The sequence below is a fragment of the Lactobacillus kullabergensis genome (assembly GCF_000967195.1).
In the GTDB taxonomy this organism is placed as follows: Bacteria; Bacillota; Bacilli; order Lactobacillales; family Lactobacillaceae; genus Lactobacillus; species Lactobacillus kullabergensis.
The window spans coordinates 772,756-794,480 of record NZ_KQ033871.1 but is presented as its reverse complement, the minus strand read 5'-3'; the positions used below and the strand labels follow the sequence as shown (position 1 = coordinate 794,480).

2 protein-coding genes are annotated in these 21,725 nt (G+C 36.9%); both read right to left on the bottom strand.

All coding sequences use genetic code 11. The annotated features are described in order from the left end of the window. Positions 1–173 precede the first annotated feature (173 nt). The gene (locus JF76_RS04390; RefSeq protein WP_045927972.1) at positions 174–10,367 is read right to left on the bottom strand and encodes an SLAP domain-containing protein; all 10,194 of its coding nucleotides are present in this window, start codon (positions 10,365–10,367) and stop codon (positions 174–176) included. A 500-nt stretch (positions 10,368–10,867) separates the two neighbouring features. Then, complete coding sequence (locus JF76_RS04385; RefSeq protein ID WP_045927971.1) at positions 10,868–21,277, bottom strand: SLAP domain-containing protein; 10,410 nt, start codon at positions 21,275–21,277, stop codon at positions 10,868–10,870. Positions 21,278–21,725 lie beyond the last annotated feature (448 nt).

Below are 21,725 nucleotides of genomic sequence, written 5' to 3'. Positions count from 1 at the left end.
CGCTTTTTAATTTGATTTGCAGAAAAAGAAGAAAACACGTCCCCTTTAAAAATAACTAATTGTAATAGTTATTAAAACTTTTATTATCTTTGATCCGAAAATACAAAAGAAGTGCCACAATTGTGACACTTCTTTCATGATATTTAAGCTGTATGTTTTAAAGCTCAAGTTATTTAAAAGTTGGCTTTTTTAACAAAACGTCCTTTTGTAGTAATGAAATATCTCTTACCATTTATTTTGACTGAATTACCATAAGTTTTAACGGACTTACGCTTCTTCAGCACTGTCTTGCCTACTCGATGACCATACTTGTTGTATGTGTACGCATTATGCTTCAGCTTTAATTTCTTCGCATCAATATTGCCACTGGCTATATAGAGTCCATCAGGTAAGGCATAGTATGTCCGACCATTGATCTTCTTCTTGCCGGTAGTTTCAACTACCGAGCCTGCATTAAAGATCAGCTTATTCGCACGTTTGCCGCTTTCATTATAGAGGTAAGCATTATGCTTCAAGTTCTTAGCAACAGTTACAACAGGTTTCTCAACAGTATTGACATTTGTTGGTACTACTTCTTCATTTGCTGATTTTGAAGCAGTTATCAATTTAACGTTTGCTGCTTTCACAAAGCGGTTCTTGCCAATAGTAAAGTATTTCTTACCGCGGATCTTAACGGCATCGCCATAAGTATTCAGCGTCTGCCCCTTCTTGTAAACGCCTGACTTCTTAACCCGCTTGCCAAGCTGGTTATAGATATACGCATTGTGAGTCAACTTTTGCTTAGTAGCCTGTGCATTACCCACAGCAACATAGTACTTCTTGTTCTTGGCACCTTGATCAACTAAGATGTAGTATTCTTTACCATTAATTGTCTTAGTACCATAGATAGTAAGGATTGAACCAACACCTAAAGTAATCTGGTTAGCCCGTTTGCCAGTTTCGTCGTACAGGTACGCATTATGCAGCAATTCGACTGCAGAAGAGTTCGTTAAATCAACATCCGAATCTTTATCCTTGCCATCGTCTTTATTGCTGTCAGCATTGTCGTCAGGCTTCTTATTTGGATCAGTTACAGGAGTTACTGCAGAACCGCCTCCAGTACCTGAACCACCACCGTTATTATTTCCGCTTTGAATAACCTTGTCGATTGTTGACGGATCAGAACTGTCTTGATGAATAGTATCTATCCCTTCATCACGATGCTTGTCTATATCATCACTGCTATTTGATTGATCAATTTTATCTTTGGCATTATCTTTTTGACGGTCGATCTCATCCTTAACCTTTTGTTTTTCACCGTCAGTTAAGTCAGTGCCATCTTGGTGTTTGCCCTTATTATTGTCAACATCCTTTTTAGCGTTCTTAGCAGCATCATCAACGGCACCTTTGGCAATTTCCTTTTCAGCTTCAAGTTTATTCTTTTGAATCTCATCATAAGAATTGCCTTCAGTGTGTTTGTTTTTGTCAAAAGCATTTTGGATTGAAGAAGTATCAGCATCATCACCAAATTCTTTATGAATCTTATCAATAGCCTCTTTTGCTTTATCAGCAATTTCCTGATCAGCCTTGTTTTTGCTAATTTGATTTGTCTTGTTAACCTCAACTTGGATATCGTTTTTAGCCGTGTCAACTACTTTATCAATATTAGTCTTCTTACCAGCAGGATCATCACTAGGTGCATTAACTTGATCAACTGCATTATTACTTTCTGTAACGTGCTGATCAACTTTATCAATATAATCTTGCTTAGTTTTATCGTCTAAATCTTTATTATTGTTAATCTCAGTTTTGGCCTTGTCAGCAGCATTTTTAATTTCTTCCTTAGCTTTAAGTTTATTCAAAGCTGTAATGCCTTTATCGTAGGCAGAACTGATAGCCGGAATATTGTCGGCCTTATTGATGCTGGCTAGAGCATCAGTTATATCTTTAATATGATCCTTATACTTTGGATTAGCTCTCTGGTCACTAGTTAATTTGTCATATTCATTTTGCAAACCATTAGTGCCATTTACAGCATCATGCTTATCTTTAACAACCCATTCAGAAGAATTTTGCCAAATCTGATCAATGCTAGTTCCAACATGATCTTTATCTTTTGGAACATTGTCAACATCTTTAATAGCTTCAATTTTTGCTTTTTCAGCATCATAAGCATCATCAATAGCCTTAATAGCTTCCTTCTTTTCAGAATCAGTTAACTGCGACTTATTAATAATATCATGAGCCTGATTTTGCTTTTCTTTCAGATGGCCTTCTGCCTGGGTTTTGGCTCCGGCAAGATCTGCTTGATCAGTAATATTTGAAATACCAGGAACATCTTTTCCAGTTGAAGGATCTTTGTAGCCGTTCTTGGCCTTATCAATTATAGCTTGAGCATCGTTTTTGACTTCATCAGCAGTTCTATCGGTAGTACCATCCTCTCCTTTGACAGGTATATCATTTATTTCTGTCTTACTCTTGTCAAAGATATCCTGTACTTTTTGCTTTTCCGTATCTTGATCAGCTGCCGATAAACCAGAATCTTCAATCTTTTTATCAGCTTCATCCTTAATATTTTGCAGCTCTTTGATAGCATCTTGCTTAGCTTCGTAGATATCCTGTTTATTCTTAGCTATATCGTAGATCTTATCTACACCGGCTTCACCGAAGTTAATTGGCTCATTATTTTCTGGAACACCTTTTTCGACATTAGACAGCTTATTCTTTGCTGCCTCCAAGTCAGATGCAGTTGCATTCTCAGGTAAGGTAACTTTGCCGATTTTGTCCTTGGTACTTTGCACAACTTCATCAAGTTGCTTTTGCAAATCAGCCTTTTGCTCATCACTTAAACTAGAGGCAACTGAACTGATATCACCTTTTCCTTTGACATAATCATCAATAGCAGCAATCTGCTTGTTCTTTTCAGCTAGCAAATCACTCGGCAATTTAGCTTGATTGATGGCCTTTTCGCCAGCAGCTTCAATTTCGGTTAAATTGTCACTATCTTGGGCGCCATATATGTTGCTGATAGCGCCTTGCAGAGCGTTATTAATGTCTTTTTCGCCTTGGCTAATTTCATTAGCATCAAGATGATCACTCTGCAAGCCGTTCTTTGCAGTTTGAGCATGCTGCTTCAACTTGTTAATAGCTTCATTCTTAGCTGCAAAGCGATCAGTTAAACCAGTAATTGCTGAAACCCCATCTTGTGCGGCCTGATTCATAGCGTTGTTAGGATCGTTTACATCATTTTTAGCACTTTGAATGTTTTGCGCAGCTTTATCGCGTTCAGCTTTGATCTGATCTCTCATTTGATCAGCCAGATTTGGATCATCCTTAGCGATCTCGTCTGCTGTAGCAGAAGCCTTATTGACGGCATCTTGCAACTGAGTTAACGCATTTGTCAGTGATTCTTCTTTACCAATTTCAGCGCCGATTTGACTTAGATCATTTTTGTTCTGGTTCTGGGCATTAGACAAACTACCTTTATCAGTGGCCGAGTTTATCCTAGTTTCACCATCTGAACGAGCCTGATCAATTTTGTCTTTTAGCTTATCATATTGGTCTTGACCCAGTTTCTTATCGGCTAAATCTTGATCAATCCGTTGTTGCAGTTTGTCTGCAGCACTTTTCAGATCATTTTTAGCTGCAGCTTTATCATTTGCAAGTTGAGCATCCTTACCTGTCTGCTCTATACCCGTAATAGCACTTTGGCCTTCTTCTTTAGCTTTATTAACTTTGTCAATAGTATCTGATTGATCTATTTTGTCTTTAGCCTTATCACGTTCGTTGTTAATAGCATCTTTAGCATCTTTGTCATTTGAATCATTATTAACAGCAGTATCTGCTGTCTTATCCACTTCAGATTTAGCCTTGTTTTTAGCTGCTTGCAATTTAGCATCAGATAGTGCCTTGTTAATGTCCACTAATCCAGTATTCTTTTCCGTATCTATCTGGTCAGCAGTGGCACCATCAACCTTGGCTACAGCGCGATCATGCGCTTCTTGAGCCTGGTTCTTAAACTTATCCTTTTCGTCTTTACTTAGATCAGTTAGGCTATCAATTTGATTAGTGACTCCAACATAATTTCCGCCGCCATTAAGCGCTTGGTCAAGTTCATCAATTGCTTGATTACGTTGATCTCTTATTTCATCTGCATTAGAAGCAGAAGCAATATCAAGGATATTTTGTATGCTTTGGATAGTATTGCCTTTAATCTTATTAACTGTTGCAATATCACTTGCTACGTTTATATCTTTCTCACCAAGATCGGTAACAGCTTTGACTGCATCCTTATCTTTTTGGTTTGTAAGTTGGGTGTTTGCTTTAGCACCCTCTTCTTTAATTGCAGTTATTGCAGTAGCTTTGGCAGCAGCCAAGTCAGCACTTGTTTCTGCCTTGTTAATAGCAGCTATTGCATCTTTAGTAGTTTTTTCTACCTGGTCTTTATTAGTTGCGTTCCTAATACTATCAATTGCATCGCTTGAACTTTGCTGAATAGTATTAATAGCGTTATCAAATGCGTCCTTAGCAGCTGTTTGTTCACTTTCACTAAGACCATTATAAATTTCAGTCAAACGTGAAGTAGCGTCATCTGCAGCAGTAGAAATTTGATCAATGGCACTTTCCTTATAGCTGTCAAGACCGTTACCTTTTGCTTCTGCCGCATCAATTGCCAGTTCACCATTTTGTTCTGCAAGATTAGAAGCTGGGATATCTTCTTGCTTATCGACCTTATCGACATTAGCCTTCGCCTCATCACGAGCAGCTTTGATTCCGGCAATAGTGGAGTCCTTCACTGTCTGAGCAATATCTGTTGCATTGCTAATGCGATCTATTGCTTTTTGAGCATAATCATCAAGTTTTTGCTTGTTAATGACTTTGTTAATGTTCAGATCACTGATTACATTATCAATAGCAGCTTTTCCTTGTTGGGCATATTGAGTAACTTGTTGAATAGAAGATGTACTTGCAGAGTTAATATTCTTGACAGCTTGATTATATTGTTCATCAACTTTATTACGTAAATCATTCTTATTGGCACTTGTAACTTGATCCATATTGCCAATTTGCTCTCTAATTTTGCTTCTTTCCGCAAGCAAGTCATTTAGAGCTTGATCTTTGGCAGATTGGAGGTTTGCAGCTTCCTGAATCTCAGTCAGTTTCCTCGTACCATTTGTAAGAGCGTCATCGATATCGTCTTCTTTACCTGCTGACTGAATAGCCGATTGAGCATTATTGAAGGCATTTGAGATTTGGTTATAATAATCGTTCTTTTCGGTAACACTTAAATTAGGATCAGTAGTTATTTGAGTATTCGCATTATCGCGAGCCTGTCTTAATTTCTTAATAGCATCATCACGCTTTGCTACCAAATCTTTTGTTGCTTCATCATCCGAGATACTGTCAACAATGCTTTGAATATTCTTTTTGCCTTTATCAGCATCATCATTAATATCTGAAACATTAAGGTCACCTGTTACTGCTTGAACAGCTTGGTCATAGGCATTGTCAATCTGGTTTAATTTGTCTTCCCAGTCCTTGTCTTTAAGTGAACCCTTATCATGTGCTGCAGAAATGGTCTCTCTGGCTTTATTCTTGGCAGTTTGCAAATCAGAAATTGCTTTAGCGCGTGCCGCAGAAACCTGTGCATCGTTTAAGTCCCTGGTAATATTGTTTGCACCATCTTGAGTAGCTGATTTAACAGTGTCTTCATCTTGAGCAGCAGCAATCTTATCTTTAGCGGCTTGCGCATCTTGATCGATCAAATCTTCATAGTGTTTCTTGTTTGATTGACTAAGTTGACTGTCAGGTATGCTTTCAATCTTTTGCTTGGCAGACTTTGCCGCCTCGTCAATTGCTTGTGATGCTTTTGACCGTGCATCCTTGATTACACTATCGCCTTTATTCTGCGCATCAGCAACAATACTGTCAATTTTACCTTTGGCTGTTGTCACAGCATCATCAATCTTTGCAGTGTCAATATTGCTTAAACCATTAATACTGTCGTCAGCAACCTTCTTAATTTGATCAAGGTATGTCTTTTTATCTTGGTCACTTAAGCCTGTTATATCATTAATAGCTTTTTCAGCATCTTGTTGCTTTTGCCTAATTTGTGCAACAGCGTCACTTACCTGAGTGTTACGCTTACCTAACTCTTGTTGCTTAGTCAACAGATTGTTCAGAGCTGTAATACCGTCATTTCTGGCTCCGTCAATTGTTGTAAGCGAGTCAGCTTGATCAACCCTTTGAGTATATCCCAGTGGATCGACATTATTGCTTAAAATCTTTTGGGCCTTCTTTTTGGCATCGTCAATATTTTGAGCGGTCAAGCCGGAAATGTTGCTGATTTGATTTTCAACATCAGCTTCAACATCAGCTAATTTCTGTTTAGAAATTGCTTTAAGCACATTCTTTTTGGCAGTATCTTCTGCAGTTGCTACTGCACTAGAGTCAGCTGCCTTATCAATATTTGCCAACCCATCACTAATTGCTTTTGCAATATCGCTATTTGAGTTAACTGATAAATCATTTTGATTAGTTACAGCAAAACCTGCAACTTCAGCCTTTGCTGCAGCTTTATCAAAAGCTGTCTGTGCTATAGCTTCTCTTTGCTTTATAGCCGCACCATCTGACGTACCGTAAATAGATTTGCTTGCATCATAGCCTGGGGCGCCAGGTTTAGCAGTTGCAACTTTAGCAGCATTATCGATTGCATTTAAGTAATCTGCTTGATCTGCTGCTGCAAGTCCTGATTTCTGTACTCTCTTTTTGGCTGCTTCAGCTGCCTTATTAATATTGGCAGCTTCCTGATCCGCATATACCTGTTTGATCGCTTCAAGACCTTCTGAGCCGTCAGGGTCATCGCCATTGATGACTTTATGTACAGCATCATTTAAAGAATTTTGAATATCAGTCGTTTTGTCGCTGTGCTTAGAAATTTCATCTTTAGCGGCATCTTGCAATTTTTTAATTGTACTGATAGTGTTCTTAAGAGCATCAATCGTATCTTGAGCTTCTTTTTGGTGACCTTTAACCGAATTTTCATCAGAATCCTTATCAATGTCACCATGATCTGCAGCAATTGCTTCTGGACGCTTAAGTCTATCAACTAAGCTGTTAACCTCTTCTTTTTCAGTGTCGCTTAAGTTAGAATCTTTTGCAGTTTCTGCTATATCAGTTTTTACCTGTTCAATCTGCTTATTAAGATCAGATTTGATAGAATCCTTATAGACAAGAGCAACTTGATCAATTGCCTTTATTCCCTCATCTCTAGCTGTAGCAACATCATTGTTATTTTGTGCAGCCTTAACCTGGTCAATTGCTTTATCTCGCGCTTGATTAATTGCCTGAGTTTGTGAAGGATAGTATCCAGATTGTTTACTTGCCTCATTATTCAATTCATTAATGGCATTAGTTTTATTAGTTTCAATTTGAGCTGAGCCATTAGCAGCTTTAATCGCATCATCAATAATCTTTAAAGCATCATCCCGACGCTTGTTTACAATCGAAATCGTATTTGCATCAGAGGAGTAAACAGATGTCTCCTTGTTAGCACTATTGATGGTCTTTGAAGCTGCTGCAGCAGCTTGAGTCATTGCATCATTAAATGCTTTATTTTGCTCATCCGTCAAATTATTAGGCTTATTATTTTTAGCAGTGTTAATTGCATCATTAATAGCCTGGGCAGCTTGATCGCGAGCTTCACTCAATGTCAGAATATCCAAACCTACTCTGACAGGCTTACTGGTATCAGTCGGATCATATCCAATGAAGTTAGCACTCGGAGACAACTCAATACTATAATTTTTATTAAATTTAATGGTTTTATCTGCCGGAATATTAATGGTAAATGAACCATCGTCATTGACAACAGCAGCGTACTTAGTTGGCAGAGGGTTTAGTGAAGGGTTATGAGTATTATTTTTGGCATTGTCAACCGTATTCTGGTATGGATTTGCTATAGAATCATCTGCCCAGATAGTTTTCTTATTTTTATCATCAACAATATTGGCAACAATATAAGCCTTGGTAGCTACAGGCATAATCAAACTAAATGGATTTTTAAACTTTTGCGGATTGCCTTTAGGATCATCCGGACCATCTATATCAGGGTTATAATTTATTACACTACCTGCAGCACCCGTAATAGTGTTTGAACCATCGTCATTTCTAGTGACAGTGACTTTGCTGGTGTCAATGTCCATAAAACCACTTGGGTTAGCAGGAATAAAGGCAATATTATTATAGCCAAAGTTTTCGCTATTGTTGAATGCTCTTTGAATAATATCAATAAAAAGATCGTCAAAAGTATTATTGCTATTGCTGCCTGCAGTTTCTTCTAAAGATTCTTTCACATCATTTGGTAACTTTTCATAATTAATACCAGCAGATGTTATTTTGGCTTTTAATTGATCCAATAGATCTTTAGTTAGCGTCATTTTACCATTCAGCAGCTCAAGTTTGTCTACAAGAATGGTGCCTTTTCTTTGTTTTCTAACATTTAAAACGTGGAATGGCGGTAAAGTAATTTTGCCAAGTCCAATGTTTAAATTAGTAAGATCAAATTGTTGCCGTACGTTTGTTATAGTAATATTATTTTCACCAACGATACTGGTATCTGGATTCTTGTTAGCCTGCGCATTCAAAATTAGAGAGGTTGGGTTATTGACAATTAAAGTACCACCCTGAACGTCTACTAACGTAATAGGTTTTTTACCGTCTCCGGCACCAGTCCCGTTACCAATGTCGGTGGAACCATCGAGAACAATATTAAAAGCACCGTTTTCAACATCAGCTTTGCCCTTAACCAATACTAAAGTTCCACTATAGTCACCCATGTCCTGACCTTTGACATTTAAGGTGCCCTTAGGTTTAATGTTAAAATTACCACCATCATAAATAAGGTAGCCGCCACCATTTGCGTCACTGATGTTACCGTTAGTAGTAATATTTACTGTACCATTGGTTTCAATATTGAAGCTAGATTTAGAATTCCGTAAATATATGGCTCTACATTTATTGTCATTGCGAGTTCCTTTATATGGATTTGCCTTTGAGTTATCAGTCATATTAATATTCAGTTCGCCGGCAACGTTTACGGTGCCACTACCGGTAATAGCAATAACAGTAAATGGTCTCCCCCATTCACCATTTGAACCATGAGAACCATCATACTCTAATAAGGGCGTCAAATTAACAATGGCACCTTGATGAACTGTAACAACGTCATTATCGCTTTCCATTTCAATCACGCTGCCGCCAAAAGTAGAGCCTGTGAATGTACCGTCTACAAATTCAACACTACAATTTGGACCAGTAAACTGGAATAACTGCTGGTTGTCACCGTCAGAATTTCCTTTAACCGTTCTTATTACGTTATCACCACGAAAGAAGATGTGAGTGTTCCGACCAGAATAAATTAACTGAGAACCTTCAAATGTTGTATTTATAAAGGTAATGTTGGCATATTGATTATTATTTAGCCCATCAGTATCAAATACACCATAATAATCTGTGCTTTTCATTGCAACATTTTCAAAAGTTACGTCAAAGGAATTACGCTGAATAATTCCAGGGTGATTTCGTTTAAAATCAATTAAATGTCGCGTATCCCCATCGGATATGATGCGCAACGTTCTTCCAGGAACTCTACCAATGGACTTACGTCCACCACCATCTGGGGCAGCAATATCATTCATGATACGAATTTCGTTTACATTTGCATCTAGTAAAGCATCACAAAAAGCGTCCCAATTTTTTACCTCAGCAATTGGACTGGTAGCATCCTTTTTTGCATCTTTATCAACTAATTGAGGATCCTGAGAATCAGTTTTTTCAGGATTATTCGTTTCTGAAGTATCCTGATTTGTGTCATCATCAGTTTTAGCTGGATCCTTAGCATTACTTTGATCCTGATCAGGTGTTTTGGAACTGTCGTCAACAGTATTATCCTTATCCTTGTCCTTATCTTTTGAATCATCAGTCTTGGAATCCTCAGTCTTGGTATCCTCAGTTTTATCTGTAGAATCTTTTCCTGAAGTGATCGGTTTTTCAGTATCGGTACTCTTTAAAAAAGAACTCAGACCAGAAAATGTAGTTAAGTCTGCATCCTTTTTCGTTGAGTTACTTTGCTTGTTTTCACTTGGAGTTTGGGCTTTATCTGCTGTTTGATCAAGCTCTGTCTGAGACTCATTAGTTTTAGTATTAATTTCTTCCTTTGCAGGATCAACAGTATCAGCCTTAGCGGTCTGACTATTCAAGCCAAAGAAAGTAAAACCGAGCAAGACAGAAGCAGCACCAATTGTCAATTTACGAATTGAGAAGTGGTCTTGCTTTGCCTGCATTTCCATTTTACGTATTCTTTCTTTATTATTATTTTTACCTAGCATAAAATAATCCTTTCTCAAAAATACTATTTATAGCAATATTTTAATGCTAGGTGTATTTTGTGTCAATATAGTATTCATTATAAACTAGTCTTAAATAACATATAGATAAAAAATAAAAATTCAGTTTTTTTAAATAACTTTAAAATATCTTAATTTATCTATAAATATAAGGTTTATTCTGATATAAAATAACATTAATAATTTATAAAAAAACGGAAATTTGTAATATTTTTATGTATATAAGAAACATTTTCATTACTTTATATCTTCATATATTTATATATACTATACGTGATTTTAAATGCTATTTACTATATTCAACTATTTATGCAAACCCTTTAATAGCTTAATTTTTTAAAATTAAATCTATCGTTTTAATAAATAATATATAAAATTATATTTATATAGTATTTATTTATAAAAATTAAAAAAATGCAAAAAAAAGTGCCACGAATTGTTGTTTTTAACAATTCGCGACACTTTATTTAAACTATTTCAATTTAAAAGTTAGCTTTTTTAACAAAACGTCCTTTTGAAATAATGAAATATCTCTTGCCGTTTATCTTGACTGAATTACCATAAGTCTTAACTGACTTACGTTTCTTCAGCACTTTCTTGTTTGCACGATGACCGTATTGGTTGTATACATAGGCATTGTGCTTTAACTTCAACTTCTTGGCATCAATATTGCCAGCTGCAATAAACATACCATCTGGAAGTTCGTAACAAACCTTGCCGTTGACTGTCTTCTTGCCAACAGTTCCGACTTTAGAACCTGCCTGGAAGATCAACTTATTAGCACGAGTACCATTTTGATCATACAGGTAAGCATTATGCATTAAAGTCTTTTCAACAATAGTTTTTGGTTTTTCAGCAACCGCACTTGTTGGAACTACTTCAACTTTGGCTGTGCTTACAGTAACAACTCCTTTAGCAAAGTTGGCAGCTTTAACGAAGCGGTTCTTGTCAATGATGAAGTACTTCTTGCCACGAATCTTGACGGCATTACCGAAGGTCTTAATCAGCTTGCCCTTCTTGAATACGCCAGTATTCTTTACCCGTTTGCCAAATTGATTGTAAATATATGCGTTATGCTTCAGTTTGCGAGTAGCCGCAACAACATTACCGACAGCAACATAATATTTCTTGTTGTTAGCACCTTTATCAACAAGGACGTAGTAGTCCTTACCGTTGATGGTCTTAGTGTCATAAGTAGTCAAGACTGAGCCAGCTCCAAGAGTTATCTTGTTAGCACGTTTGCCAGTTTCATCATAAAGATATGCGTTGTGCATCAAAGTTACATCTGAAGCATTGCTCAAATCAACATTGGTTCCGTTAGGTTTATCCTTATCAGAAGTGTTAGTGGTAGTCGGCTTCTTAGCAGGATTTGCTGGTTGAATAGGAGCAACAACTCCGCCACCACCGTTATTGTCATTGCTGTTATTACCATGCAAAATATTATCAATTGTAGCTGGGTCAGAGCAATCTTGATGGATTTGGTGGATACCGTTATTACGAATATTATCAATATCAGTTACTTTGTCAGCTTTATCGATCTTATCCTTGGCATCTTTAGCATCTTTATCAATCTGCTCATTAATCTTATTCTTATCTGCATCAGTGTAATCGGTACCGTCTTCATGTTTCAGATGGTTGACTTTATCTTTAGCAATATCAGCTGCATCGTCAATTGCGCCTTTAGAAATTTCCTTATCAGCATTGGTCTTATCAGAGTTGATACCTTCATCAGTTGTACTATGAACATGTTTGTTCTTTTCATACGCATCATCTGTCTTAGGCGTCTTGCTGTCATCACCAAATTCATTGTGAATGGTATCAATCGCATCACTATGGTTCTTGGAAATTTCATCGTTGGCATTAACAACATCATTAGACTGGTCTTCAATACCGAAGTCGTCTTTAATGGTGCTAATATCGCTTTGAGCATCATGGGTAATCTGATCAATCTTGTCCTTGTTAGTTGACGCGTTACCGATAGAAGAATCGATCTGGTTAAGCTTGTCCTTGGTGTCTTCAACAACTTTCTCAACGTCACCTTTTAGACGATCTTTAGCTGTATCATTTAAATCACTCTTATCAATATCACCTTTAGCCTTATCAGCATCTGCCTTAACTTGTTCAAGAGCCTTCAACTTGTTAAGTGAAGTCATACCCTTGTCGTAAGCTGAACTTGCGTCCTTAATGTTCTTAGCATCTTTAATTGCTGTAATAGCATTAGTAATATCGTCGATGTAGTCTTTGTAATCAGCCTTCTGCTTGTCGGTTAATTTATCAAGACCAGCTTCAGTTTCTAAACCAGCTACACCATCTGTACCTGACAAAGCATTATTTTCTTCGTCATTGAACCATTCATTCTTTTCATCAGAAGAAGTAGGTTTGTTCCAGATAGCATCGATTGCTTGACCAATCTGATCTTCATCTTTTGGAACATCATTTATGTTTGTCTTAGCATCAATATCAGACTTTTCGGTATTAAAGGCATCGTCGATAGCTTTATTAGCTTTTTGCTTTTGATCTGCAGTTAATTGTGACCCGTTAATAATGTCATGCGCTTGAGCACGCTTATTATTAAGAGTTTTTTCAGCTGTTGTCTTAGCACCTTCAAGTTGAGCATTGTTAATAATATCGCTAATTCCAGGTACTTTATTATTGTCATCCGGATCTTTGAAACCATCAACAGTATTGTTAATAATTGTATCAGCTTCATCTTTTACCTGCTCAGGAGTCTTAACATTACCCTTATCATCTGTGTCAGAGATATTAATTATCTGATCCTTAGCTTTATCAACGAGCTTTTGTACTTGATCCTTCAAAGGTCCTTGATCAGCAGGAGACATGCCAGAGTTTTCGATATCGTTATTGGCATCTTTTTGTTTCTGCTCAAGTTCAGCAATTTTGTCATTCTTAGCCTTAACAACATCGGCTTTTTGCTTGGCAAGCGTCTTAACTTTGTCAATTCCAGCTTCACCAAAGTCAACTGTTTCGTTACTTTCAGCATGACCTTTTTCTGCCTTATCAACCTTGTCCTTAGCTTTGTCAAAGTCACCTTGGCTTGCGCCTTTTGCTAAAGTAACAGCATTGATCTTAGAAATAGCCTTTTTCTTAGCAGCTTCAACTTGCGCCTTAAGTTCTGCGATAGTATCAGCTGGTAGACCATCCTTATTCTGATCGGATTGAGCAAAACCATCAATTGTCTTGTCAGCATCAGCAGCATACTGGTTGATAGCAGCAATCTGTTTGTTCTTTTCTGCAAGAAGTTCAGTTGGTAATTTAGCTAACCCAACCGCGTCTTCAGCTTTTTGTTCCGCTGTTTTTGCATCATCTACAGAAGATGCTTGGTAAATATCGCTGATTCCAGTTTGCACAGCGTCGTCAATATCAGCTTCACCTTGTGCAACATCGCTTGCAGTAAGTACAGGGTTGCCATTTTCATCTGTCTTAAGATTGTTAAGATCGTCCTTAGCTGCATCGGCTTTTTGTTTCAGAGTCTTAATCTGGTCAACCTTATCGGTGTAATCATTAGTCAGACCTGTAATGGAATCAACACCTTTTTGGCCAGCAGTCTTAATGGCATTTAATGGATCATCTGCCGCATTTTGAGCATCTTTAATGTTCTTAGCTGCAGCAGCACGCTGTTTTTCGATAGCATCCTTCATTTGTTTGGCAAGTTTTTGCTGCTCTTTCTCAGTCTTGCCTACTTCTTTAGCAACCGCATCAGCTGCATCATTAGCTTTGTTAACCGCATCAGATAATTTGCCTAAAGCGGTATTAACTGCTTCGACTTTATCTATATCGGTATTAATTCCGCTTAAGGCACTTTCACCATCACTTTCAGCACCATTAATGTTTGATGTACCATCAGCATTTGAAATAGCTCCGTTTGCTGCATCAACAGCATTATCTACCTTGTCTTTCAGGTCTTGATATTGATTATAATCTAGCTTTCCACTATTCCTGTCATTCTTCAGACGGTCATAAATTTTATCAGCGGCAGCAGCAAGCTTATCTTTAGCAGTCTGTTTCTCTTTAGCTGATGAGGTACCATTATCAACGTGACCCTTGATTTCTCCTTCACCATCGTTTTTAGCATTATTAACTTTATCAGGTGTGTCGGCATTATCAATGTCTTCTTTAGTCTTGTCGCGGTCTTTGTTGATATTATCGATGATATTTTGTTTATCATCTTTATTAATAGTATCGTCCTTATTAACTTTATCAATGGCATCATCAGCGGTCTTGTCAACATCTGCTTTAGCAACATTCTTAACAGCTTGCAGTTTAGCATCTGTTAGTGCTTTATCAATATTATCAATGCCAATGCCCTTTTCTGACTGAATGTCTGTTTCAGCAGCACCTTCAATTCTGATATGTGCTCTATCGTGAGCAGCCTGAGCCTGAGCTTTAAATTGCTTCTTTTGATCAGAAGTTAGATCAGTCAGCTTGTCAATAGCAGCGGTAGTATCGGCTAATTCTTGAGCAAGTTCAGCATTAGCCTTATTCTTCTTATCCCAGAGAGCATTATCTTTATCTGTATCACCAGTACCAGAATCTTTAATGTTCTTAATACTGTTAAGGGCATTATCTTTGATGTCAAGTACTGTCGAACTGGTAGTTGCCGCATTAATATCAGCAATTCCTAAGTTAGCAACATCATCAACGCCGGCTTTGTCTCTTGGGTTAGTCAATTTATCCTTAGCGGCTTGTGCAGCATCCTTAACAGCTTGAACAGCGACAACCTTAGTCATTGCTACGTTGGCTGTGTCACCAGTTGAGTTAATTGAATTGATGGTATCGTTAGTTAAGTCACTAATAGCACCTTTGTCAAAGGCATTATCAATTGCGGCCTCAGCTTGTTCAGCAAGTGCTGGAATATCTTTGACAGCCTTATTGTATGCAGCCTGAGCTTGCTTCTTTTCATCGTCAGTTAGAGTATCATATACATCCTTTAAGTTCTGTAAAGCTTTGTCTCTAGCACCATCAATTCTAGCTTTGGCTGCATCCTTGGCCTTGTTCAAATCTGTCTGATTAGCATTAGCTTCAGCTTTTTGGATGCTGGTTTCACCATCTTTTTCGGCCTGATTAGCATCTTCAACGGTAAGTTTGTTGCCAACTTCTCCTTGAGCATCATCACGGGCATTTTGAATATCCTTAATGGCTTTTCCTTTATCAGCGTCTGACATAGTTGAACTGTTAATCCGGTCAATTGCTTTTTGAGCATAGTCTTCCAGCTTTTGCTGATCATCAGCTATTGTCTGGTCTAAGCCCTTGGCCTTACCCAGAATATTCTCCATATTGGTAATGCCAGCATCACTTGCCGAATTAATCAAAGCAATAGTATTAGAAGCTGGATCTTTAACCTTGTTGACGGCTTCATTATACGCATTTTGCAGGTCCGTCTTAATACCAGTTTTACCAGCAGTGCTAATATTGGTTAAGCCGTCAATAGCTGCATTATCAGTATTGAATTCGTTTTGTAAATCAGTTAGAGCCTTGTCTCTAGCAGATTGCAAGTCAGCGTTATTTCTAATGTTATTTAATTCTTCAATACCTGCATTGTGTGCTGAATTAACAGTGTTCTTATCAGCTGCGCTAACAGCTTGTTCTGCATTATTCAAAGCAGAAGCAACCTGGTCAAGGTAATCGTTCTTTTCAGTGTTAGATAAATTAGGGTCTGCTTGAATATGGTCATGCAGTTCTTGAGCTTGATCTTTCAGATCTGCAATCGCTTTATTCTTAGTTTTTGCTAATTCAGCCTGTTCTGCATTTCCAGAAACGCTGTCAACAACTGTCTGCATAGCATTGATACCAGTGTTCTTGTCAGTAACAATATCGGCTGGAGTATGGTCATTAGATACAGCAGTTATCGCAGTGGTATAGGCATTGTCAATAGCATCAAGAGCTTTCTCCCAGTCATCGTCAGAAAGTGTACCGTTCTTATGAACATCATTAATAGCTTTCTTGTCATCACTCTTTGCCTTATTCAGTTCCGCAATTGCTTGTGATTTAGCAGCAGCAACTTGGGCTGAAACAAGATCACTATTTATGTTACTTTCACCGTCTTTTTCAGCAGTATCAATATCATCTTTGTTACTTGCTGAGTTGATGGCGTTAGTTGCGGAAGCAGCATGCTTATCAATCAAATCTTTGTAGTACTGCTTGTCACTTGGGCTAAGATACTTGTTATCAATCTGGTCAATAGTTTCCTTAGCTTTTGCAGCTGCATCTTGTAAAGCTGCTGTTTGTGATTTTTGCTCATTCTTAAGATCTGCCAAATCTTTGCTTGAAGCTGTGGCCGTGACACTATTAATTTTGTCTATTGCCGCCTGTTTATCAGCTGTGATCTTAGCAGGATCAGTATCTTTGTTGACATTGTCAACACCTTCAGTAGCATCATCTTTAATAGTGTTAATTAATGAATTTCTATCTTCATCAGATAAGTTAGGATATTTAGTTTTATCATTAATATCATTAATAGCTTTGTCTCTTGCTTGATTAATAGCATCGATTGCATCGTTCTTGTTACCAAGAGAGGACTTGTCCGTCAATAATTTGTTTAGAGCAGCAATACCATCCTTAGTGGCAGTATTAACATCTTCAAAAGTTTCAGCAGCATCAACTTTGTCCTTGTAACCAGTCTTCTCGTTATTAGTTAGCAGACCTTTAGCTACTTTCTTAGCTTTTTCAATATCATCAGCAGTCAAGCCCTTGACGTTTTCAAGTTTGCTTTCTATATCCTTTTCAGCTTGATCAAGTTGCTTCTTTGCAGAGTCTTTGTAGGCAGCTAAAATAGCATTCTTACCGTTAGTAATATCAGTACCAATGGCACTTGCTGCGGTATCACCATCTATAGCATCTTCAGCCGTCTTAGCAGCAGCATCAATACCAGTATCTGTGTCAACACCGAGGTTGCTCTTAGCTTCATCGGCATAATCTTGAACTTGCTTCTTAGCAGAGTCCTTGAACTTGTCCGCAATATTGGACTTAGCACTGTTTAAATCTTCAGTAACTAATTCAACCGAGCTAGCCTGACCAATTAAAGTATTGGCGTTATCAACAGCTTGGTCAATATTAGAGTCAGATTCTACACCAAGTGCCTTTTTATCGGACTTAGCAACTTCAGCAAGCTGATTCTTAGCAGCGTCCTTATATTTGCTTAAGACGTTGTTCTGACCATTAGTCATATCTTTCTTGATTTCATTAAAATCAGTGTGATCATCAATAGCTTTTGCAGCTTCACTAACGGCCTGATCAATCTTGGTGTCGGATTTAACTCCAAGACCTTCTTTGGCAGCTTCAGCATCATTTTTAACTTTAGCTTTAGCGGCATCCTTTAGTTTGCCTAAAATGTTTAATTTGGCATCATTTTCAGCCGTAGCTATGTCAGTAGCATTGTCAATAGCCTTAAGTTGTTCAGACAATGCATTATCAATTTTATCTGAAGAAACACCTAAAGTTTTCTTGCCGTTTTCAGTATAACCAGCAACTTCGGCTTTTGCTGCTTCTTTATTAACTTTGTTTTCAAATGCATTTTGGATGTTTGTAATATCGCTTGGCTTATTCGCAGGATTGTAAATTGAATTCTTGTTAGTCGAAGGGTTTTCCAGAGCGACCTTTTCAGCGCTATTAATGGCGTCAATGTATTGTGCTTTTTCCGCATCAGTTAAGGCTGATTGCTGCTCTACACGCGAAATCGCGTTATTAGCTGCAGTAGTGATAGCTTTTTGTGCCTTGTCTTTAGCCTCTTTAGCGTCATGAATTTGTTTAACCACTTTCTGGGCTGCATCCATAGCTGTTTGTAAATCTTTTAATGCATTTTCTTCACGCTGAGATACTTCATTTACATTTCCCGCACCATATACAGATTTCCCAGACTCGTAACCAGGATCCAGTGCAGTTTTTGCAACTTCTGCTGCATTATTAATTGCAGTTTCAAGAGCAACTTGTTCTTTCGATTTAGGATCTGACTTAGGGAATTGACCATCTAAATCATTAGCTGCGTTTACTTTTGAATTAATATTATTAGCTGCAGTATCCTGGGCTATTTTTAAGATGTTTACAGATACAGGTCGATTTTCTTCCAATGGGTTGTAGTCAATAAAGTTAGCAGTAGGTGTTAGTTTAATTTTAGTATCGGATTTAATCTTACCCACAACATCAGCAGGTACATTAACCTTAAATATATAATTACCATTTTCAGATTTGGTAACTTCACCAGCAAACGCAGTTGGCAATTTTTTATCATCATTATTTGTATATTGATATGGAGGATCTTCGATATTATTATTTAAGCTTAAAGGTTTAGTACCTTTTCCATAATCTATCTCTGCCATGATATATGCTTTAGTGCCAAGAGGCAACTTCAAAAACTCTCTAAATGGGTTTTTGGGGTCTGAATCAGGTCCATCATATTCATTCTTATAACCATCTACAATTCCAGAAATTGTCCAAGAACCATCTTTTTTACCTGAAGCATCAACATTTGGTGTAGCAGTGACATTTTCAGGCTTGATATCTAAAAATCCAGAAGTATTGGCCGGACCAAAGGCAATGTCATTATACCCAATGTTAGTTGGATTGGAGAAAGCTTCATTAATAATTTTTGAAAAAATTGTATCATAGTTTATTGGTTTATTCTCGTCAGCCAAGTTATCTAATAAAATCTTAATGTTCTTTAATGCTGGAATTTTAAAGTAAGATAATTGACTAACTTTCTCCCACAACTCAGGTGTGAACATATATTTGTTATTTTCATCACCTTGTCCATTAAGTAGTACAAGTTTATCAACTATAATATTTTTAGTCTTTTTATCTTTGCTAACTTGTAAAGTATGGAATGGTGGCAAGGTTAAACTATTACCTAAAAAGTTTAATTTCTGGCGGACATTGGTAATCGTGACATCATTACCATCACCAATAATACTAGTGCCTGTTGCTGTGTTTAAATGTGAATCAAGTACAAGTGATTGTGGGTTGTTCACAATCAATTTACTATCACTACCAGTAACGTCTACTAACACAATTGGGTTAGTTCCTGCACCAAAGATTTGAGCATCCTTATTTTGAGCACTGGTTGGATCGCTTTTATCATAAGGATGGTTCGGGTCTTCTTCAAGTCTGATTTCGAATGTACCATTTTGGACATTAGCTATTCCAGCAATTTGAACCAAAGTACCCTTATAATCACCCATATGTTTACCGATAATACTTAATTTTCCATCAGGCTTGACAGTAAAATTACCACCGTCATAAATCAGGTTGCCAGTGTTAGAGTCTGAAATATCACCGTTTGTTGTAACTTTAACCGAGCCACCACTTTCAACAGTAAACTGAGATGCCTTGTCATTTAATCTGATGGCTGTAGCTCTATTTGCATCAAGTGTGCCCTGATATGCGTTATCTCCAGAATTAATTCCGACATTAATATTTAATTCACCTTTAACATCAACTTTTCCAGTACCTGAGATATAGATTGCGTGAACTACACCAGTATTTTCTGCTGGATTATTTCCTAACGTTTTCCCGTCAGAATTAAGTCTTGGATTTAAGGTTACTTTTGCACCTTTTTCGACCGTGACATTGCAGTTATCGCCGCGCATTTCAATGACGTTTCCACCAAATGTAGTTCCTGTGAAAGTACAATTACTTTCAAAATCAATACTGTTATTAGATTCGGTGAACTCAAAAAGCTGTTGTTTATTGTCTGCATAAGCGCTGTTTGTTCCATCATGTCTTACATATGGAACGTAGATTGTTTCCGCAAAAACATTGCCTTTTATGTGGATTCTTGCACCAGATGTACTATGAACCAATTGTGTTCCGTGATATTCAACATTCTTAAATGTTACATCACAACCTTTTCTATAGTTGTCAGTTCTGATAACACCATAATCATCACCACTATACAAATTCAAATTTTCATAAGTCAAATCCAATGCTTCACTACTAGAAGCTCTTACACACGGATCATATCCATTGAAATCTATTTTTCTACGTTCATTTCCATATGATTTTACCAAGAGCTTTCTGCCGTATATATATTTATATGAACTATTACTAGATCCATTGTCAGCGTAAATGTCTTGCATAATATCAATCTCAGATATACGTTTAGTCTCATCAGGCTGATTTACATTTTTAAAGCATTCATCATTTTTAAAAGCATTGAGAAACTGATTCCAATTATATGCGTGTGCTACGCCATTTACCACAGTTGCATAGTCACCGGTTTTATCGTCGTTAGCTGTATCATTAGCCAATTTCTTAGCTTCATTAGCTTTTGAATCTTGAGTAGTATCAGTATCTTTACCTGAATTAGTAGTGTCACCAGTCACGTCAGTTGGCAACTTACTACTATCAGAATTTTGATCATCTGAACCAGTTATGTCAGTTGGAGTTTTATCAGTAGTGGTATCTTGATTACCTTTATCTGAGCCGGTTGCAGGAGTAGTTGCACTATTGCCAGTTGAATCAGAAGTTTCCTGTTTATCCTTATCAGTTTTATCTTTAGCAGTAGTATCAGTCTTGTCCTTAGAACTGGTATCTTTTACTTCATCACTCTTTGAGTCTTTTAAGAATGAACTCAAACCTGAAAAAGTTGACAAGTCCGTTTCATTCTTCTTTTTAGACGCAGCAGCGTCTGCCTTGGTTTTATCCTTAGTACCTGTTTCCTTAGTTTCAGTATTAGAGTTATCCCTGTTCGACTCCTCTGTGACATTTTGCGATGGATCTATAGTATCAGCTTTTACGCTTTGGCTATTCAAACCAAAGAAAGTAAAACCCAGCAAAACAGAAGCAGCACCAATACTCAATTTACGAATTGAGAAGTGGTCCTGCTTGTCCTGCATCTCCATCTTCCTTAGTCTTTCATTATAATTATTTTTTCCTAGCATATTTATCCTTCCTAAAAAGTATGTATGATTAGTATGTTCGAATACTATTCTAGGATTGTAAATTTGTATTGTCAATATAATATTTAAAACAAATATGGTATTTATAAATAACTATGATTTAAAAATTGATAAATTTTAAATACTAAGAAATGCTGTAAAAGTTAAATTTTTTATTAATTTACTCTACTATTTACAAAAAATAACATTATAACTTACAAAAAAATTGACTTTCGTATGTTTTTTTGAAGAAAATAATTATTATAAATAAAATTGTGAGATTAAAAACTATGTTTTTTTGAATTTTAAATAATACCATAAATCACCTTTTAGTGATGTTCGTTTCGTTATAGGAATAGGGTTTGTTAGATAATAAAATATTTCTTGTTTATAAATTTGAAAAATATTTAAAATTACATGAATATAATTTAATCATAGAAGTTTTATAACA